General features: G+C 62.5%; 16 protein-coding genes. 7 read left to right on the top strand and 9 right to left on the bottom strand.

Annotation, left to right across the window (positions count from 1 at the left end):
- Window positions 1-14 precede the first annotated feature (14 nt).
- Window positions 15-344: a hypothetical protein gene (locus PQU92_RS06860; protein ID WP_272747473.1), complete on the top strand. Its 330-nt coding sequence runs from the start codon at window positions 15-17 to the stop codon at window positions 342-344.
- Window positions 345-347: 3 nt separating this feature from the next.
- On the top strand, window positions 348-764 hold the full coding sequence (locus tag PQU92_RS06865) for a hypothetical protein (RefSeq protein WP_272747474.1): 417 nt from the start codon (window positions 348-350) through the stop codon (window positions 762-764).
- A 3-nt stretch (window positions 765-767) separates the two neighbouring features.
- On the opposite strand, the gene PQU92_RS06870 is transcribed toward PQU92_RS06865, so the two are convergent.
- Window positions 768-1,769 carry a glycoside hydrolase family 43 protein gene (locus tag PQU92_RS06870; protein ID WP_272747475.1) on the bottom strand — a complete coding sequence of 334 codons (1,002 nt, stop codon included), beginning with the start codon at window positions 1,767-1,769 and terminating at the stop codon, window positions 768-770.
- Between the two features lie 154 nt (window positions 1,770-1,923).
- Here PQU92_RS06870 and rph point away from each other — a divergent pair, with 154 nt between their 5' ends.
- A complete protein-coding gene (gene rph / locus PQU92_RS06875; RefSeq protein ID WP_272747591.1) occupies window positions 1,924-2,640 on the top strand; it encodes a ribonuclease PH in 717 nt (238 codons plus the stop codon).
- Window positions 2,641-2,882: 242 nt separating this feature from the next.
- Here rph and PQU92_RS06880 read toward each other — a convergent pair whose 3' ends face one another.
- Complete coding sequence (locus tag PQU92_RS06880) at window positions 2,883-3,095, bottom strand: helix-turn-helix domain-containing protein (protein ID WP_272747476.1); 213 nt, start codon at window positions 3,093-3,095, stop codon at window positions 2,883-2,885.
- Complete coding sequence (locus PQU92_RS06885; protein ID WP_023460456.1) at window positions 3,092-3,613, bottom strand: DUF2975 domain-containing protein; 522 nt, start codon at window positions 3,611-3,613, stop codon at window positions 3,092-3,094. The genes PQU92_RS06880 and PQU92_RS06885 overlap by 4 nt, the downstream gene beginning before the upstream one ends.
- 131 nt (window positions 3,614-3,744) lie before the next feature.
- On the opposite strand from PQU92_RS06885, the gene rdgB reads away from it, so the two are divergent.
- Both rdgB and PQU92_RS06895 read left to right on the top strand, forming a co-directional pair.
- The gene (gene rdgB, locus PQU92_RS06890) at window positions 3,745-4,356 is read left to right on the top strand and encodes an RdgB/HAM1 family non-canonical purine NTP pyrophosphatase (RefSeq protein WP_272747477.1); all 612 of its coding nucleotides are present in this window, start codon (window positions 3,745-3,747) and stop codon (window positions 4,354-4,356) included.
- Between the two features lie 57 nt (window positions 4,357-4,413).
- On the top strand, window positions 4,414-5,184 hold the full coding sequence (locus PQU92_RS06895; protein ID WP_272747478.1) for a dienelactone hydrolase family protein: 771 nt from the start codon (window positions 4,414-4,416) through the stop codon (window positions 5,182-5,184).
- On the opposite strand, the gene PQU92_RS06900 is transcribed toward PQU92_RS06895, so the two are convergent.
- From PQU92_RS06900 to PQU92_RS06915, 4 genes are all read right to left on the bottom strand, one after another.
- A complete protein-coding gene (locus tag PQU92_RS06900) occupies window positions 5,158-5,688 on the bottom strand; it encodes a copper chaperone PCu(A)C (protein WP_272747479.1) in 531 nt (176 codons plus the stop codon). The two genes, PQU92_RS06895 and PQU92_RS06900, sit on opposite strands and share 27 nt — an antisense overlap.
- A 150-nt stretch (window positions 5,689-5,838) precedes the next feature.
- Window positions 5,839-6,834 carry a tryptophan--tRNA ligase gene (gene trpS, locus PQU92_RS06905; protein WP_272747480.1) on the bottom strand — a complete coding sequence of 332 codons (996 nt, stop codon included), beginning with the start codon at window positions 6,832-6,834 and terminating at the stop codon, window positions 5,839-5,841.
- Between the two features lie 10 nt (window positions 6,835-6,844).
- Entirely contained in the window at window positions 6,845-8,470 is a 1,626-nt protein-coding gene (gene murJ, locus PQU92_RS06910; protein ID WP_272747481.1) for a murein biosynthesis integral membrane protein MurJ, read from the bottom strand.
- 127 nt (window positions 8,471-8,597) lie between these two features.
- Entirely contained in the window at window positions 8,598-9,146 is a 549-nt protein-coding gene (locus tag PQU92_RS06915; protein WP_272747482.1) for a dihydrofolate reductase family protein, read from the bottom strand.
- Between the two features lie 250 nt (window positions 9,147-9,396).
- On the opposite strand from PQU92_RS06915, the gene PQU92_RS06920 reads away from it, so the two are divergent.
- Window positions 9,397-11,742 carry a TonB-dependent receptor gene (locus PQU92_RS06920; RefSeq protein WP_272747483.1) on the top strand — a complete coding sequence of 782 codons (2,346 nt, stop codon included), beginning with the start codon at window positions 9,397-9,399 and terminating at the stop codon, window positions 11,740-11,742.
- A gap of 67 nt (window positions 11,743-11,809) precedes the next feature.
- Here PQU92_RS06920 and PQU92_RS06925 read toward each other — a convergent pair whose 3' ends face one another.
- Entirely contained in the window at window positions 11,810-14,662 is a 2,853-nt protein-coding gene (locus PQU92_RS06925) for a [protein-PII] uridylyltransferase (RefSeq protein WP_272747484.1), read from the bottom strand.
- A gap of 43 nt (window positions 14,663-14,705) precedes the next feature.
- Window positions 14,706-17,417 (bottom strand): DNA mismatch repair protein MutS, encoded by a 2,712-nt coding sequence (gene mutS, locus PQU92_RS06930; RefSeq protein ID WP_272747485.1) that lies wholly within the window; start codon window positions 17,415-17,417, stop codon window positions 14,706-14,708.
- Between the two features lie 412 nt (window positions 17,418-17,829).
- Between mutS and PQU92_RS06935 the strand changes: the two genes are divergently transcribed.
- Window positions 17,830-20,112, top strand: coding sequence for an NADP-dependent malic enzyme (locus tag PQU92_RS06935; protein ID WP_272747486.1), 2,283 nt, complete (start codon window positions 17,830-17,832; stop codon window positions 20,110-20,112).
- The last annotated feature ends 22 nt before the right edge of the window (window positions 20,113-20,134 follow it).

Below are 20,134 nucleotides of genomic sequence, written 5' to 3' on the forward strand. Positions count from 1 at the left end.
GGTGGGAGGCCCCTATGAAAATCCGTCTGTTCGTAACGACCCTTGCGACTGCATCCGTGCTGGCCTTTGCGGCAGGCGCCGTGACCGCCCCGGCGGTGACCCTGACTAACAAGCCGGTCTACGGTCCGGCCAAGGCGGAAAAAACCGTCGACCATCTGCCCAGCGACTACCAGCCCAAGGCGAAGAAAAAGGGCAGCGACTACGAGCCTCTACGCGGCCCGTGGCGCGTCACCAAGTCGCTCAAGCACAAGGGCAAGGAACCGGTCGACGAAGACGGCAACACCTATGCCTGCATGGATAAGGAATGCAAGGTCTCGCGCAAGGTGGACGAGAAGCGGGACTAAACTGTGGGCGATGTCATTTGGCTTAACGCCTCCTTGCCGACGTGGTTTGTGTCGATCCTGGCCGCGCCAACCTTTTTCTTTCCATGGTCGCTTTTGGTTCCCATAGGCTTGTTGACCGGCCTTGCAGGTGCCGTGCTGGCCATTCGACGTAAGGAAAAACGCGCGCTCTGGCTTCTGTTTCCTTTTGCCCTGAGTCACGTCCTCGTTACGGTCGCCGGTGCTTTACGCGGGCAAGTCAAGCATGGCTCTGAACCGGTACTGTATGCCTTTCTCTGTCTCCAGATTCTACTGGCCGTCTGGTTTATCTTCAGACTGAAAGGCGCCCGACTGATTGCGGGAGGTCTGAGCCTTTTCAATATCGGATACGCCTTCATGGCATTTTTGATAGCCGCCATGGCGCTTCCGGATGTGTGGCTCTGAAACCTATTTCTTCGCCGGTTTGGACACGCCCTCGTCCGTCTGAACGATCGGTTTGATCGTGCCGTCGTCGTTGTAATAGAGATACTCGACCCGCACCGCGCGGCGGAAGCTGCCGCCCTTCTGATCGCCGATATTCAGACCGCCGTCGTGGTAGAAGAAGTACGACTTGCCCTTGAATTCGATGATCGCCGGATGGATCGTATTGCTGTTGTGCGCCATGCCGGTCAGGACGCCGCGATAGGTCCACGGCCCTTCGACCGACGGCGCGGTAGCATAGGACATATATTCGCCGTCCTTGGTCTTATCCCATGAGGCAAAGGTCACGTAATACATCTTGCCGCGCTTATGCAGCCACGGGCCCTCGGTATAGTTGGCCATCGGGATTTCGCGGATCGGACCGTCCAGCTCGGTCAGGTTCGGCTTGAGCTTGACCAGAAACAGGTTCTCGTTGCCCCACATCATCCATGCCGTGCCGTCGTCGTCGATCAGGACGGTGGGGTCGATATCGCTCCAGCCGTGCTTGCCCTGCGGCGTCATGCCGTTGGTGATCAGCGGCTTGCCGATGGCATCGACAAAGGGACCGGTCGGCTTATCCGACACCGCCACGCCGATGGCCATCGAAGCGCGCATGGTCTCGTCGCCGCGCCATTTGGCGGTGGCGAAGAAGTAGAACTTACCGTTTTTCTCGACCACCTGAGAGGCATAGGCGTCACCGGTGGACCAGCTAAAATCGGTGGGTTTCAGCACAACGCCGTGCGCTTCCCAGCGCTTCATGTCGGTCGAGGAATAGGCGCGCCAGTCGGGCATACGGTAGGTGTTGACCGAAGAGTCATCGCGCCCGACATAGAGATAGACGCGCTTGCCCACCACCAGCGCGGCGGGATCGGCCGTGAAAACGTCGGTAATGATCGGGTTGGCACCGGGTTTTGGTTTAGACGTTTCGGCCCATACGGGTTGGGCAATAGCCAGCGCGAGGATGGCGGCGGACAAACGTAACGCGATCATATGGCATCTCCCTTTATTGCCATTTGTCTGACTTATTGACCATCGGGTGTCAACCCAAAAACCTTTTGCGCCTGCGGGTCTATCCTGATACGCAGACCCGATATTTCGGAGTCATACCATGTCGCAATTCGAAGCCCTCAACGCGCTGAAAACCATCCGTCCGTCGAACCGTCAGCCGGACCAGCTGCGCAAGGTGACGATCGAGACCGGCGTGACGCGCTATGCCGAGGGCTCGTGCCTGATCACCTTCGGCCACACCAAGGTGCTGGTCACCGCCTCGGTCGAACAGGGCGTGCCGCCGTTCCTCAAGGGCAAGGGTCAGGGCTGGGTCACCGCCGAATACGGTATGCTGCCGCGCTCGACCCACACGCGCTCGCGCCGCGAAGCCGCCGCCGGCAAGCAGTCGGGCCGCACACAGGAAATCCAGCGTCTGATCGGGCGGAGCCTGCGCGCCGTGGTCGATCTGAAGGCCCTTGGCGAGCGTCAGATCATCATCGACTGCGACGTCATTCAGGCCGATGGCGGCACGCGCTGCGCCTCGATCACGGCAGCATGGGTCGCCCTGTCTCTGGCCTGCGACAAGCTGAAAGAGCAGAAGCTGATCACGGGCAACCCGATCATCGATCAGGTCGCGGCGATTTCGTGCGGCGTCTATGAAAACACGCCGGTGCTCGACCTCGATTACGATGAGGACTCGTCGGCCGAAACCGACTCGAACTTCGTCCTGACCGGGTCGGGTCATATCGTCGAGGTGCAGGCGACCGGCGAAAAGCGCGGCTTCTCGCGCGACGAATTCAACGCTCTGTTCGATCTGGCCGACAAGGGCGCGAAGGAAATCTTCGCCCTGCAACTGTCGGCATTAGGTCGGTAAATCTGGGTCGGTAAGTCAGGTAAACATCCTTCCCCGTTTTGCCTGCCGGCGAGGCCGGGGAAGGTGGCGCCGAGCAAAGCGAGGTGACGGAAGGGGGAAACCGTCGAAGAAACCCGCACGGTCATCGCTCGTTGAACCTCCGCTTCCCCCTTCCGTCTTTTGCCGCTTCGCGCCAAAATCCACCTTCCCCGTAAACGGGGAAGGATTTAGGAGCCTCAACCTCACAAACAGGGAAGGATGCCTTACCCCGCGTCCTCGTCGCGCCGGCCGAGCAGATCACCCGGCGTGCAGTTCAGCGCCCGGCACAGGACGTCGAGCGTCCGCAGCCTTACCGCCACGGCCTTCTGATCGCGCAGCAGCTCCAGATGGCGCACCGCAATCCCCGTCCGGTCGGACAGTTCGACGATCGACAGCCGCCGTCGCGCCAGCAACTCATTCAGACAGATCGTAATCATATGGTCAGGTTCGCTTCGGCCCTGAGCCGCGCGCCTTCCTTGAACACCTCGGCCAGCACGAAGACGACCAGCACCGAGAACCACGCCGTCACCGCGCGCATACCATAGACCGGCTCGACCGGCATATTGAGCAGGTGCTCGGCCAGACTGCGCGACACGTAGGAATAGATCTCGACCCCCGCCAGACCGAAGCCGATCCAGCGCAGACGTCGTGTATTGTCGGGGTGGAAAACATCGCCTTCGGCCAGGGTCCGGAACACCTGCCGCGTCCATAACATGATCATCAGATAGCCGCTTAGCGATACCCCGAACGCCAGCATCAGGATCGCCTGTTCGGTGCCGGTAATGTCGGTCGCGACGTTCATCCGCGCCACGACCTCACTGGCCAGAGTCGGCACCGACAACAGGCACAGCGCCGCCAGCACCACGGCCACGATCATGGCGAACAGGCCGTAATAGACCACGTCGAGCGCGGTCTTCAGCAGGCTGGATATCGAGCGGGGGCCCAGAAAACGCATCGTCATTCCTTTGATACGGTCATCCCAACCCTATCCTGCTACGTCAATGCCACAAAAAGCCGCGCGGCCCAAATTACACCTTTTTCATCCGGGTGCGGTTGGCTAAACAGGGTCAAACGGAGACGCGACCCATGGCCCTGACCCTGATCCCCGGCGACAAGCTGATCGCCGCCACCCACAATCCGGGCAAGGCGCGCGAAATCGACACCCTGCTGGGCGGGCGGTTCGAGATCGTCACCGCCGGATCGCTCAACCTGCCCGAACCCGATGAGACCGAAAACAGCTTCGTCGCCAACGCCATCCTCAAGGCCCGCCACGCGGCGGTAAAGGGCGGCCTGCCCGCTCTGGCTGACGATTCCGGCCTGAGCATCGCGGCGCTGAACGGCGATCCGGGCATCTACAGCGCGCGCTGGGCCGGGCCGCACAAAGATTTTTCCCGCGCCATGGAAATCATCCATCACAAGATGGTGCAGGCCGAGGTCCACAACCCCGACACCTTCTCGACGCGCGCGTGGTTCACCTCGGCGCTGGCGGTCGCGTGGCCCGAAGGCCATGCCTGCGTGTTCGAAGGCGTCGTCCACGGTCAGATCGTCGCCCCGCGCGGTGATAACGGCTTCGGCTACGACCCGATCTTCCAACCCGACGGCTATGATATCACCTTTGCCGAAATGGACGAGGCGCAGAAGGACAGCCTCAGCCACCGCCATCTGGCGTTCGAACGGTTGAAGGCGTTTCTGTTTTAATCCTGAACGCCATGTGCTACGCTTCTGGCGGGGACGTGATTTTCGAGGTTTTTTCCAATGTTGGAAACCACAGCCGCGCGATGGGCGCGGCTCGACGCCTGTACCGAACATTTCGGTCCGGCCGATACGACCCCGCGCCCGGCCATGCTCCTGTTCCACGGCTGCGGCGGTATCCGCCCGCATATCTACACCTACGCTAAAGCTGCCGCCGAAACCGGTATCCGCGTCTTCGTCGTCGATTCGCTGAAAGTCCGCGGCTGGGGTCGGATGCAGGGCGTGACCCTCGTCTGCACCGGCGCGGCCTTGCAGGGCTATGAGCGTTCCGGTGATGTGCTGGCGGCCTTATGGGGCGTGTCGCAACGGCCCGACGTTATCTCAGATCAGATTATGCTGGCCGGGTTCAGCCACGGTGGCTGGTCGATCATGGACCTGATGACGCAGAGCCTCACCAAACGCGGCGAGGCGCGGCTGGCCGATCCGGACGCCAAATTAATCAAAAAGATCAAAGGGATATTCATGGTCTATCCCTATATCAACTTCCCGGCACGCAGCGTGAAGCACCCGTGGCTCTATACTATCCCAACGACGGTGGTGCTGGCCATGCGCGACCACCTGACGCCCTATAAACGCTCGCTTGAGGTGTTCGAGCGCCTGAGCGAACAGGGCGTGCCGATGCACACCCTCAGCCTCGACGCCAGCCACGCCTTCGACGAGCAGGGCAATAAGGGTGCGGTGATGGACTTCGACCCGGAAGCGATGAAGGCCTCGATGGAGGCCATGACGGCCTTTATAGAAGAGGTGTTAGTGCCCGCTGTGAGCGTCGCTTAACGGCGCATTGGACACGGGCATCTCGACGGTGACCGAACCGGCCTTTTCAAAGGTCAGGGTCACGCTCTGGGTCTGGCCGTCTTCGGGGCGGGTTTTCAGGCCCAGCAGCATGATATGATTGCCGCCGGGTTTCAGCTCGACGGTCTCACCCGCCTTGATGACAAGACCATCGGGCAGCGGCGCCATCATCATCTTGTCGCCATCCATTTTCATGGAATGCAATTCGACGGTGTCGGCGCAATCGCAGGCGGCGGACACCAGACGGTCATCGGTGGTGCCGGTGTTTTTGATCGTCACATAGGCGGCGGTGTTGGGATTCTGCCCCAGGGCCGCCCGCACAGCGTAGTGCGTCAGTTCCATCGCCGCGTGGGTTTTCACGCCGTCGATATTGGTCTTGGTCTCGACCTTCGTCACGCCGCTTTCTTGCGATTCGGTGCTGACCTCGGTCTTGGAGCCACAGGCCGTGAGGGTGAGGGCGGCAGCCAGAATGAGTAGTTTGCGCATAAAACGTCTCCCTTAAGCGCCTCCCCTGATTTCAGGGGAGGGTGGCCTGAAAGGCCGGGTGGGGTTAAACCAACGGTAGTTAACCCCACCGTCTTTTGTCGTTTCACTCCAAAATCCACCTCCCCTGAAATCAGGGGAGGTGCTAGGGATTTACCCCCACAAGCCGATGATTTTCTTCACATCCTTGACCACCGGCGCGCTGACCTCGTTGGCGCGCTCGGCACCAATCGTCAGCAAACGGTCGATCTCCGCCGGATCGGCCAGCAGCGCCCGCAAACGCTCCGAAATCGGGGCCATTTTCTCGACCACCACTTCCGCCAGAGCCGGTTTGAATGTCCCGAAGCCTTTGCCGCCGAAATCGGCCAGCACCGCTTCGACCGACACCCCGGCCAGCGCCGCATAGATGCCGACGAGGTTCTTGGCTTCCGGACGCTCAGCCAGACCCGCCGCTTCCGACGGCAGGGCGTCGGCATCGGACTTGGCCTTCTTGATCTTGGACGCGATGGTGTCGGCATCGTCGGTCAGGTTGATGCGCGAATTGTCCGACGGGTCGGATTTCGACATCTTGGCCGAACCGTCGCGCAGCGACATGATCCGCGCGCCCGGCCCCTGATAGAGGGTATCCGGCAGCGGGAAATAGTCGGTCTTGTAGTCGTGGTTGAACTTCTTGGCCACGTCGCGGGTCAGCTCAAGGTGCTGACGCTGGTCTTCGCCGACCGGCACGTGGGTCGCCTTGTAGATCAGGATATCGGCGGCCTGAAGCACCGGATAGGTGTAGAGCCCGATCGAGGCGCGTTCCTTGTCCTTGCCCGCCTTGTCCTTGAACTGCGTCATGCGGTCGAGCCAGCCCAGCCGCGCCACGCAGTTGAACAGCCACGCCATTTCGGTGTGGGCCGGGACCGCCGACTGCGCGAAGATGGTCGACCTGGCTGGATCGACACCGGCGGCCAGATAACAGGCGGCGATTTCGCGGGTCTGCGACAAGAGCTTCTCAGGATCCTGCCACACCGTGATCGCGTGCAGATCGGCGATCATATAGAAGCGCTCGGCCTCTAACGACTGCATGTCGGCGAACTTTTTCAGCGCGCCGAGATAGTTGCCGAGGTGCAGGGAGCCTGAGGCCTGAATACCCGAAAGAATACGCATGTAAGTGGTCCTACCCCTTCTTCAGGGCCTTCTTGATATCGGACGGGCGGATGGCCCGCGTGATGAACAGAAAGGCGATATAGAGCAAAAGCCCGGCAAAACAAACGGCGACGATGGCGATTTCCTTGGTCCCGTGCGGGATGATCGACACAATCGGGCTTTCGACCAGCGGCCGGTAATAGGAACAGGCGGCGCAGAACGCCCCCATCAGGCCGCCTGAGATCAGCACCTTGATCAGGCCGATACCCGCGCGCTTGCCCAGCACCCACGTCTTACGGTGCGCCAGCGTGAACAGCATCAGGAAGACATTGACCCACGCGGCGGCCGAGGTGCCGATGGCGAGGCCCGCCACGCCGATGATCGGGAACAGGGTCAGGCCGCAGGCGAGGTTGACGATGACCGAGACCACCGCGAACTTCATCGGCCCGAACGTGTCCTTGCGCGCAAAAAACGCCGGGGTCAGGACGCGGGCCAGCACGAAGGCCGGGACGCCCCAACCGTAGTGCAGCAGGGCCGAAGCGGTCTCAACCGCATCGTGCGTGAGGAATTCGCCGCGCGTATAAAGCCCGTCGATGAGGAAAAACGGCATGGCGATGATGGCGGCGGCGGCGGGCAGGGTCAGGGCCATGGACAGCAGCACAGCTTCGTCCATCACGCTTTGCGAGCGCTCATGGTCGCCCGCCTGCACCGAGCGCGACAAGGCGGGCAGGAGCGCTACGCCGATGGCAACGCCGACGAGGCCGAGCGGCAACTGATAGAGGCGGTCGGCGACGTTGAGCCACGTCCGCGCCCCGTCGATGGCCGAGGCCAGCCACGAGGAGACGAAGACGTTGATCTGGGTCGCGGCGGCGGCCATCGCGCCGGGAACGGCAAGGATCAGCAGGTTGCGGATTTCGGGTGTCAATGTCGGGCGGGCCAGTCCGATCTTCGCGCCCGTCTTGCGGCAACCCCAGACCAGCAGCGCGGCCTGCGCCAGACCGGCGGCGATCACCGCCCACGAGGCGGCAAAGGCGGCGGTCACCGGATCGCGCGCGAACCAGACGAAGATGAGCATAAACAGGTTGAGCAGGGTCGGTGCCAGCGCCGACAGGGCAAACCGGCCCCGCGCATTCAGTACCCCCGACAGCAGCGCCACCATGGTCATGCACGGCAGGTAAGGCATGGTGATCTGGGTCAATATGACCGTCAGGCGCATCTTTTCCGGGTTTTCGGCATAGCCTTCGGAAAAGACGGCCATGATCTGCGGCATGAAAATCTGCGCGATCACGCTAAGGACGATGGCGACCAGGGTGATCGTCGCCATGGCGTCGCGGGCCAGCCGGTCGGCGGCTTCGGGGCCATCCTTTTCCAGCGTCGCCGAATAGGCCGGCACAAAAGCGGCGGTGAACGCGCCTTCGGCGAAGATGCGGCGGAACAGGTTCGGGAATTGCAGGGCCGTCGAATAGGCGTCGGCGGCGATATTGCCCGACGCGCCCATGGCGGCGGTGATGACCAGATCGCGGGCAAAGCCCATGACGCGGCTGATCAGGGTCACCCCGCCGAAAACGAGCGACGAACGGGCAACGCTTTGCGTTTTGGGGCTCTGGGGTTTAGGGCTCTGGGGTTCGAGCGGCGGGGAAGCTGAGGAATCGGACACGTAACAGCCTTGAACAGGAAACGACCGAGGCGGTGACGGCCCCACCCACCGCCTTACATCCTTCCCTGTTTACGGGGAAGGTGGATTTTTAGCGTGAGCTAAAAAGACGGAAGGGGGAAACCGGGGTTTACGGCTTTGGCGCATAGACCAGACACACCGTATCGTCATCGATCTGCGTGGTTGAGACCAGTCGAAGCGGCGGGCGGGCGTCGTGGAAAAACGGCTTACCGCCACCCAGCACGAACGGGCGGACGTGCAGGTGGTATTCATCGATCAGGCCCAGCTGTGTCGCAAGTCCGGCCAGTTGCGGGCCGGTGACGCTGATCGTGCCGTCCGTTTGGGCTTTCAGTGCGCGGATTTGTGCCTCGATATCACCGGAAATGAGCGTGGCGTTCGGGCCGGCGGCCTGAAGCGTGTGGGAGACGACCCATTTTGGCAAGCGACGCCACGCTACGGCGAATCTTTGCCGGGCAGCGTCCCATTCCGGGCGATCCTCGTCCCAGTAGCGCATGACCTCATACATCTTGCGGCCATAGAGGCTGCCCGCATAGCCCTCGACGGCCTGGGTCCAGACATCGAAATGCGTCTCACTGGGCGACGGCATGACAAAATTGCCGCCAATATCATCGACATAACCGTCGATCGACACGTTCATTGCCAGAACAAACTTCGCCATGACGACCCTCTTGCCGCTGATTTGATCGATCGGTTGTATCACCACACGCGACACAAAGGCCACAGTCAGAACCGCCGTCGCGGCCCGCCCCTCACTTCTGCAAACCATTTCACAAAACCGTTGCAGAGCCCGCGTAAGGGGGCCTCGCCGGTAAGGGCCGCGCCGATCGAACGGTCGCGCCCGCATCCGGCGTGTCAATTCAGGGCCGTCCGCGGTTACGGACGGTGCCGCTTCTGGGGACTATCTGCATATGACCGTGTCATCGCGCGCCAAAACTTTCTCGGCAGGCCTCGCTGTCCTGTTGTCCACGACCATGCTGGCGGGCGTCGCCTGCGCGCACGGCGCGGACGATGAGGTGACGGAAATCGTCGTCGTCGGCAAGGGCCAGACGCGCTCGGTCTCGACGCTCCTGCCGGCCAATCTCGACGTCGTGCCGCCGGGCACCAGCGTGCAGAAGGCGCTCAACTACCTGCCGGGCGTCATGGCGCAGTCGATCGACGCGCTGGGCACCAACGAACAGTCGCTGTCGCTTCAGGTGCGCGGCTTCAATACCACCCACCTCGGCTATTCGCTGGACGGCGTGCCGCTGGGCGACGGCGCCTACAACAACTATAACGGCCTGACCATCAGCCGTGCCCTGATCTCGGAAAACCTCGGCCGCGCCGATCTGGCGACCGGCATCGCAGGCCTGAGCCTGCCTTCGACCAGCAATCTGGGCGGCGCGCTGATCTATACCTCCAGCAACCCGCACAAAGAGCTGGGCGTTTCGGCCAGCCAGACCTTCGGCAGCGAAGACAGCGCGCGCACCTTCCTGCGTTTCGACACGGGCGAATATAACGGCTTCTCGGCCTATCTGTCGGGCCACTACACCGAACAGGACCTGTTCGTGAACCAGGGCGCCTATAACAAGTCCTGGGGCAAGCAGGTCAACGCCAAGGCCCAATACGAATTCGAGCGCGGCAGGATCACGGCCTTCGCCGACCTGTCGAGCACCAATCAGGCCGACGACGCCTATCTGTCGAAGGACATGCTGTCGCGCCTCGGGCCGGACTGGGGCGGCTATGCGCCCGACTGGCAGTCCTATCTCAACCGCGCCTACTGCTCGGTGACCGGCCCGACCGCACCGACCAAGTGCGTCGCCGCCCCGTCGCCGCAAAAGAATTCGGACGTCACCTTCACCAACGGTCAGATCCTGCGCAACGATGAACTGTACTACCTTGCCGGTGAGTACGAGATCGCCACCGGCCTGACCGTCAGCGCCAAGGTCTACAAACACACCGACAAGGGTGCCGGTAACAACTTCATCACCGGCTGGTCGACCCAAGGCACGACCTCGACCGCCGACGACCTGCCGGTACAGATCCGCGACACGCGCTACACCATCGACCGCGACGGCGTGATCGGCAGCGTCAGCTGGACCGTCGCCAACCATCACGTGCAGGCCGGTTTCTGGACCGAGGACAATGTGTCCTCCGCCGCGCGCTATCTCTGGCAGAACGTCACGGGTCCGTTCAGCCTCGCCCACTTCATGGATAAGGACGGCCAGCCCGACCTCGCCCAGTGGGTGCAGGAAACGACGTGGAAAACCAAGCAGTTCTACGTACAGGACACCGTCACCCTGTTTGACGACGCCGTGAGCATCGACTTCGGTTTCAAGAGCACCGACGCCACCTCCGACGCCAAGGCTCTGCCGGGCATCGCCAAGACCGCCGCGGCCGCCTCGACCCAGTTCGCCAGCGGCTCGCTGAAGGCCAAGGACAGCTTCCTGCCGCAGGTCGGCGCGCGCTGGACGATCACCCCCGGCCACGAAGTCTATGCCAGCTATTCCGAGAACATCGCCATGTTCCAGGGCGGCTTCAAGCTTGGGCCGCAATCGGTGTCGCAGGCCGTGTGGGACGCGCAGGGCAAGTATCTTGAGCCGGAAACCTCGCAAAGCATCGACCTCGGCTACCGCTATGTCAGCCCGAAGCTTCAGGTGTCGATGGCGGCCTACGACGTCGATTTCGACAACCGCCTGCTGCAGTACAACCCCTGCCCGACGAACCAGCAGCAGAACCCGGGTTGCGGCAACTCGTTCCACAATGCCGGCAGCGTCACCAGCAAGGGCGTCGAGCTGGGCGTCCTGTGGAAGGCCCTGCCGTGGCTGACCTGGTATAACTCGGCCGCGCTGAACAAGACGACCTATAACGAAGACCTCAACTGGTGCACCACGACCTGCGTCGTCAAGGCGACCAAGGGCAAGCAGCAGGTCGACACGCCGAAGGAACTGCTGTCCAGCGTCGTGACGGTGAAGGGCTACGGCGTCTCCGCCTCGCTGCAAGGCAAGTATACGGGCCGTCGCTACTACACCTACACCAACGATCAGGGCTTCGGCGGCGTCACGACCTTCGATCTGGGCGTCAACTACGACTTCCGCCACTTCGACATCATGAAGGGCGCGCGCCTGTCGCTCAACGTCACCAACCTGACCGACAAGCGCTACGCCTCGAACTTCGATAGCAGCGTCTTCGCGCCGGACGATGCGGCGGGCTCCATTCTGGTGGTCCATTCGTCGGCGCCGCGTCAGGCCTTTGTCACGCTGGGCTACAGCTTCTAAAATCAGAGGCTATCAATAAAAAACGCGCATCCGGTCATGATCGGGTGCGCGTTTTTCGTTTGTGGGCTTATCGTGCCAACGACGCCTTCGCCCGCGTGGGGGCCGATTTCGGGCGCGGTGCGGGCGGGTCGAGCACGTCGCTCAGGGCGCGGCGGATCTTGTCCTTCTGCCCCTTCGACAATTGCTGGCGCGTGAAATGATCGACCACATAAAAGGCATCGACCGCGCGTTCACCGTAGCAGTCGATATGCGCCGAGGCGATGTCGAGCCGCGCCTTGTTGATGACGCTGGCCACATCGGCCAGCAGGCCCGGACGGTCGCGGCCCGACACTTCGATGATCGTCATGTGGGCATTGGATTCGTCGTCGAAGACCACGGTCGGCGCGATGGCGAAGGCCGCCGCGCGACCGGCCAGGGTCGATTTGTGCGGCGGCGGCGGCGCCACCTCGCCCAGAGCCGCCTTTTCCAGCGACTGCTCCAGTTGCCTCAGGCGCGACGGGTCGTCATAGCCGAACGGCTTGCCCTGACTGTCCTGCACATAGAAGATGTCGAGCGCCTGCTTGGTGGTCGAGGTAAAGACCTGCGCCCCCACGACGTTGGCCCCCAGATTGGTGAAGCAGCGCGCCAGATCGGCGAACAGGCCGGGGCGGTCCGAGCCGCTGATGCAGAAGGTGGCGGCGTTGCGCGCCTGATCGATATGGGCCCGCGCCGAAGGTTCGGAGTCGAAGGTCGACCACGCCTGCTGGGCATGCTGTCTGATCTCGTCCGGCGAGAAGGAGAAGAGATAGGATTCCTCCATCGTCGCCAGCCACGCCCGCATGTCGCGGTTACTGCCGCCCAGCTGTTCGCGCAAAGCCTCGGCGCGGGCGTGCAGGTCTTCGCGTACCTGCGTCACGGCATCGCCTTCGGAACCGCGTCCGCCGCGGAAAGCCGACTCGGTCGCCGCCAGAAGCTCGCGCATCAACTGGCCTTTCCAGCCGTTCCAGACGCCCGGCCCGACAGCGCGGATATCGGCCACGGTGAGGATCAGCAATTGCCGCAGACGCTCGGGCGTTTCCACGATGCGCGCGAAGGCCGCCACGGTTTCCGGGTCCGACACATCGCGCTTTTGCGCATAGTCCGACAGGACAAGGTGGTGACGCACCAGCCAGGCGACCTGATCGATCTGCCAGTCTTCGAGCCCCAGCCGCGCGCAGGCCCGCCGCGCCGCGATCTCGCCCTCGATCTCCTGCCCCAGCTCGCCGCCCTTGCCCGTGTCGTGCAGCAGCATGGCCAGATAGAGGGTTTCCTTGTTGGCCAGATTGGGGATCAGCGAGGTGGCCAGCGGGTGTTCTTCCGGATGCTTGCCCAACTCGATCTCGCGGATCAGGCCGACGGCGCGCAGGGTATGCTCATCCACCGTATAGGTGTGGTACATGTTGAACTGGGTCTGGGCGACGATCTGCCCGAATTCAGGGATGTAACGCCCCAGAAGTCCGGTCTCGGTCATCAGCGACAGGGTGCGGTAGGGGTTCTTGCCGCGCACCAGAATGTCGAGGAAGACCTCGGCAACGGTTTTGTCGCGCCGCAGGGCCGCATTGATCAGTTTCAGATTACGCGTGATCGCCGTGAAGGCGTCCGGGTGCAGGTCCAGCTCCATCTTGTCCGCCATGCGGAACAGGATGAACATGGCGATCGGCGATTTTTTGAACACATCGGCGTTTTGCACGCTCAGGCGTCCGGAATCGATGACGATGCCGGGATGTTCGGGCTTGGTCAGGGACATGATGCCCGACTGGATCATGTGGCTGAGGCGCGTCAGCGGCTTGGTCTTCTGGGCCTCAAGCTTGGTGCAGAAGATGCGCGTCAGGGCACCGACCTCCTTGGCCACAAGGAAGTAGCGGCGCATGAAGCGCTCGACCGCCGGCTCGCCATCGGCATCGATATAGCCCATCAGGCGGGCGATTTCCGGTTGCAGGTCGAAGCTCAGGCGTTCTTCGGCACGGCCCGCCGTGACGTGCAGCAGGATGCGCACCTTCCACAGGAAGTCGAAGGCCTGCACGAAGGCCAGACGTTCCTTTTCGGTCAGAAGCGCATCGAGCGCGCCCCAGCCATTGGGGTTTTGCGGCCGGGCGCTTTCGCGCAGCACCGGCGCGGGACCGGACGCCGACACATATTTGGCGATCCAGAACAGGGTATGCAGGTCGCGCAGGCCGCCCTTGCCTTCTTTCAGATTGGGTTCCACCACATAGCGCGAGGCGCCCGACTTGGCGTGGCGGAAATCGCGCTCCTCCAGCTTGGCGGTGACGAAATCGTAGGCGCCGTGGCGGATGACGTCGAGGTTCAGCTTTTCCTTGAGGCTCTGAACCAGCACCGTATCCCCGGCCAGCGGGCGATATTCGAGCAGGGCCGTCATGACCGTGTGGTCTTCGCGGGCGATACGGATGGTTTCATCGACGGTGCGCGAGGCATGGCCGACCTTCAGCCCCAGATCCCAGAGGCTGTAGAGGATGAATTCGATGACGCTTTCGGAGTGCGGCGTCTCTTTCCAGGCGCGCAGGAACAACAGGTCGAGGTCCGAATGCGGGGCCAGTTCGCCGCGCCCGTAACCCCCCACCGCCACCAGCGACAGGCGCTCGCCCTCGGTCGGATTGCGCGCCCGATAGACGTGGGTCAGGGTAAAGTCCCACAGGGCGTGGACGATCTCGTCGGCCTGTTTCGACAAGGCGCGCGCCGTCGACAATCCGCCGCGATGGTCCTCGACGTGCGACAGGAGGCTGTCGCGCGCCATATCCCATTCGCGCTTGAGGATCGCCACGGCCTTGCGGCGCAGGTCCGACACGTCGCCGGTCGAGTCTTCATAGGCCTGGGTCAGCTTGGCCCGCAGGTCGGCACCGTCGATGCTATGGGTCAGCAGGGCGGGACTGGTCTTGGTAAGCATGGGCGAGCGTGAACCTTCGGGCGGCATGGGGAACCTGTTTAATCTAAACCAGACCCTTTAAACGATAGATAATTTCAAGCGCTTCACGCGGGCTCAAATCGTCGGGATTGACGGCTTTTACCGCCTTTTCCACGTCGGATTCCACCGCGTGTTGCGCTGCAACATTTTGCACCTGCGCCTGTACGGTGGCGAACAGAGGCAGGTCGTCGAGTTTCAGTTGATGCGACCGGTCGGTTTCCAGCCGCTCCAGAATGTCCTTCGCCCGCGCCACGACGACCGGCGGCATCCCGGCCAGCTTGGCGACCTGCACGCCGTAGGAGCGATCCGCCGCTCCGCGCTTGGCCTCGTGCAGGAAGATCAGGTCGCCGTTCCACTCCTTCGCGGTCATGGAGATATTGTGGGTATGGGCGAGTAAGGATTCAAGCTGGGACAGTTCGTGATAGTGGGTCGCGAACAGGGCGCGCGCCCTGACGACCTCGTGCAGGTTTTCCGCGCAGGCCCAGGCGATAGCCAGACCGTCGAAGGTCGCCGTACCGCGCCCGATCTCATCCAGAATCACAAAGGAGCGTTGCGTCGCCTGACTGAGGATGGCGGCGGTTTCGACCATCTCCATCATGAAGGTCGAGCGGCCCTGCGCCAGATCGTCCCCGGCGCCGACGCGCGAGAACAAACGATCGACCACACCCAGACGCAAGGATGCGGCGGGTACGAACAGTCCGGCCTGCGCCATGATCACCAGCAGCGCATTCTGACGCAGGAAGGTCGATTTACCGGCCATGTTCGGCCCGGTGACCAGAGTCAGACGCGGTCCGGTCTGACCCGACGCATCGAGGCAGCCGTCATTCGGCGTGAACGGCTTGCCCTCGGACCGCAGGGCGGCCACCACCACGGGGTGCCGCGCGGCTTTGGCGTCGAAGACGAGGCTGTCGTCAACGACCGGACGCGTGGCCTCCATGTCCTCGGCCCATTCGGCGGCGGATGAGGCGACATCCAGCGCGCAGAAGGCGTCGAACATGTCCTGCAAGGGATGCGCATTGCGGCGGACCTCTTCGCGCAAATCCTCGAACAGCGCCAGCTCCAGCGTCAGGGCGTCCGATGCCGCCCGCGCGATACGGGCGTCCATATCGATCAGGTCCGGCGTCGAAAAGCGCATCTGGTTGGCGAGGGTTTGCCGGTGGATCAGGCGTTGCCGGTCGGAGTCGCTGAGGCTATCGGCCTGTTTTGAGGTCAGTTCGATGAAATAGCCCAGCACGGCATTATATTTGATCTTCAGCGGCAGGCCGGTTTCCTGCTGGAGGTCGGATTCCATGCGCAGGATGATCTGACGCGAATCGTTGCGCAGCGTGATCAGTTCGTTGAGATTACTGTTGTACCCGGCCTTGATAAAACCGCCATCGCGCGTCGATAGCGGCGGTTCTTCGACCAGCGCCATGTCGAGCTTGAACCGCAGGTCGGCGACGGAATCGGAGACCGTCAGGGCCTTGATATGGCTGCGGATTTCGGTCGGGCACCTCGGATCGAGGGCATCTTCGGCGTCGGTCTGTTTCAGCACCCGGATCGTCTCACCGGCCAGTTCCAGACCATCCTTGATGACCTTCAGATCACGTGGGCCACCGCGCCCCAGACCCAGCCGCGACAGGGCGCGCGCCAGATCGCTCATCCCGCGCAGGGTGTCGCGCAGGTTTTGTCGCAAACCGCGATGCTCGACGAACCACTGCACGGCATCGAGGCGTCTATTGATCTCGTCGGGGTGGTTCAGGGGCCGCGACAACCGCGCCGCCAGCAGACGCGACCCGCCCGACGTAATCGTGCGGTCGATGGCCGACATCAGCGAGCCTTCGCGGCTGCCTTTCTGGGTGCGTTCGATCTCAAGGCTTTGCCGGGTCGAGGGGTCTATCGCCAAAAACGCCAGAGACGTCGTCTTTTTCGGCGCTTTCAGGACCGGCACCTTGCCCGCCTGAGTCAGGTCGATATAGGCCGCCAGCATCCCCATGGCCGAGACTTCGGCGAGGCTGAACGCGCCAAAACCGTCCAGCGTATCGACACCATAAAGGCGCTTCAGCCGCGCCTCGCCCGCCGCCGGATCGGACAGAGACGCCGACTGCGGTTGCAGCACGCCACCGCAATATTTGAGCAGGGCATAGAGGTTTTCGTCCTGCAACAGCCGGTCGGCGACAAGGCTTTCGGACGGGCGCAAGGCCGACAGATGCGTGCCCAGCGTTTCCGGCGTCGTTTCCAGACACTCGACCTCGCCGGTCGACAGTTCCAATGACGCCAGTGCCATCACCCCGGCCCGCTGCGACAGGGCGATCAGGCGGTTGGCCCCGCGTTCCTCCAGCAGGGTATCCTCGGTCAGGGTGCCGGGCGTGACGATGCGCACGATGCCGCGTTTGACCACCGATTTCGATCCGCGCTTCTTGGCCTCCGACGGGTCTTCCAGCTGGTCGCAGACGGCCACGCGGAACCCGGCCCGAATCAGCTTGGCGATATAGGCCTCGGCGGCGTGGGCCGGCACCCCCGCCATGGGGATTTCCTCGCCCTGATGCCGACCGCGCTTGGTCAGGGCCAGCGACAGGGCCCCCGCCGCCTTCACGGCGTCATCGAAAAAGACTTCGTAGAAATCGCCCATACGGAAAAACAACAGCGCGTCGGGATTTTGCGCTTTGATTTCAAGATATTGCGCCATGACGGGCGTGGCGCCGTCAAGCTGGGCCTTAAGGCCATCATCGATTTGGGGAGACGTCGTCGCATTCATCTGGCCACGTTAATAACTGTTAACGCCAAAGCCTAGCCGGAAACGACGGAGGGTGTGAATTTCCACAGGGATTCCATTTTTATACCTCCCCATCTTTGATGGGGAGGGGGACCGCTTTGCGAAGCAAAGGGGTGGTGGGGTATCTTACTTTCTTACGACCCAGCGTGTTGAACCGGAGCAAGATACCCCACCACCACGCCTTTCAGGCGCGGTCCCCCTCCCCGACAAGTCAGGGAGGAATAAGTAAGATGCACGGACTTCCGCATGGCGTTTCATATGTTGAAATGAAGCAAAATGTTTTTTGAGAAAAAGTGATTGATAAACCTGTTTATCTCCGGGGCTTCCTGCAATACTAACACCCTAGGTAAACACCGAATTGTCTGACAAATAAGCGGAAACGCAGGAAGCCCGAATGCCGATCGACAAGACCAAGGTCAGCGACGAAGAAGCGCTGAATTTTCACCAGTATCCGTCGCCGGGCAAGATCGGGCTTCTGGCCACCAAGCCGATGGCGACCCAGCGCGATCTGGCGCTGGCCTATTCGCCGGGCGTCGCCGTGCCGGTGCGCAAGATCGCCGAAAACCCCGACGCCGCCTACGACTATACCTCCAAAGGCAATACGGTCGCGGTCATTTCCAACGGCACGGCCATCCTCGGCCTCGGCAATCTGGGCGCGCTGGCCTCGAAGCCCGTCATGGAAGGCAAGGCCGTCCTGTTCAAGCGCTTCGCCGATATCGACAGCTTTGATATCGAAGTGGCGACGCAGGACCCCGACGAATTCATCACGGTGGTCAAGAACATCACCTCGACCTTCGGCGGCGTGAACCTCGAAGACATCAAGTCGCCCGAATGTTTCATTATCGAATCCGCCCTGCAGGATCTGGCCGACGTGCCGGTCTTCCACGACGATCAGCACGGCACGGCGATCATCGCTGCCGCCGGTCTGATCAATGCGCTGGAGATCACCGGCAGGAACATCGAGGATGTCAAGGTCGTCCTGTGCGGTGCGGGCGCGGCGGGTCTGTCTTCCATCGGCCTGATCAAGGCCATGGGCGTGAAGCCTGAAAACACTACGGTCTGCGACATCCACGGCGTCGTCTATAAGGGCCGTACGGTCGAGATGGATCAGTGGAAATCGGTCCACGCCACCGACACCGACAAACGGACCCTGGCCGAAGCCATGGTCGGGGCCGACGTTGTGCTGGGTCTGTCGGCCAAGGGCGTCATCACGCCGGAAATGGTCGCCTCGATGGCGCCGCAACCGATCATCTTCGCCATGGCCAATCCCGATCCGGAAATCACCCCGGAAGACGTGGCCAAGGTGCGCGACGACGCCATCGTCGCCACGGGGCGGTCTGACTACCCCAATCAGGTCAATAACGTCCTCGGTTTCCCCTATATCTTCCGTGGCGCGCTGGATGTGCGTGCCCGCCGGGTGAACCACGAAATGAAGCTGGCCGCCGCGCAGGCGCTGGCGCAACTGGCCCGCGAAGACGTGCCGGACGAGGTCGCTGCCGCCTATCAGGGCCGCCACCTGAAATTCGGCAAGGACTATATCATCCCCACCCCGTTCGATCCGCGCCTGATCTGGTACATCCCGCCCTTCGTGGCGCAGGCCGCCATGGCTACCGGCGTGGCGCGCAAGCCGATCGAGGACATGGACGCCTACCGTAAGACGCTGGAAAAGCGCCTCGATCCGTCGGCGGGCTTTCTGCAAAATATCACCGCTGCCGTGCGGTCGCGCCCGTCGAAGCGCATCGTGTTCGCCGAAGGCGAGGACGTGTCGGTCATCCGCGCCGCCCATGCCTTCAAGGCGCAGGGGCTGGGCACGCCGATCCTGTGCGGTCGTGAAAACCTCGTCACCGCCAATATGCGTGCGGCGGGCCTCGACCCGGCGGAAGAAGGCATCGAAATCGTCAATGCCCGTCTCAGCCACCGCAATGCCGCCTACTCGCAACTTCTCTATAACCGCCTGCAACGCAAGGGCTTCCTGAAGCGCGACGTCGATCGCCTGATCAATCAGGACCGCAACTCGTTTGCCGCCGCCATGGTCCTGTCCGGCCACGCCGACGGCATGGTGACGGGCGTCACGCGTTCCTTCGACCAGGCCTTCGACGAAGTGCTGCGCGTGGTCGATCCAGCCCCCGGCGGCCGCGTCATGGGGCTGTCGATCGTGCTGGCGCGCGGCAAGACCATCTTCATCGCCGATACCACCGTGGCCGAACTGCCCGATCCCGACGATCTCGTTGAAATCGCCGTCGAAGCGGCCATGGCCGTGCGCGGCATGGGCCACACCCCGCGCGTCGCCTTCATGTCCTATTCGACCTTCGGCAATCCGGCGGGCGAACGGTCTGAGCGCGTCGCCAAGGCCGTGGCGGAGCTTGAAAAGCGCGGCGTAGACTTCGAGTTCGAAGGCGAGATGCCGCCCGACGTGGCGCTCGATCCGGCCTTGTGGGCCAACTACCCGTTCCAGCGCCTGACCGCACCGGCCAATATTCTGGTCATGCCGGCGATCCACTCGGCCTCGATCTCGACCAAGCTGGTGCAGGCGCTGGGCGGCGCGACCGTCGTCGGCCCGCTGCTGCTCGGTCTGTCGAAGCCGGTGCAGATCTGTCAGTTGTCGGATTCGGTGACGAAGATCCTGACCATGGCGACCTTTGCCGCCTACGATATCCGCGCCAGCATGGGCGGTTAAGAGCCATCAAGGTTTGAGGAAC

This window comes from Asticcacaulis aquaticus (assembly GCF_028550415.1).
Lineage (GTDB): Bacteria > Pseudomonadota > Alphaproteobacteria > Caulobacterales > Caulobacteraceae > Asticcacaulis > Asticcacaulis aquaticus.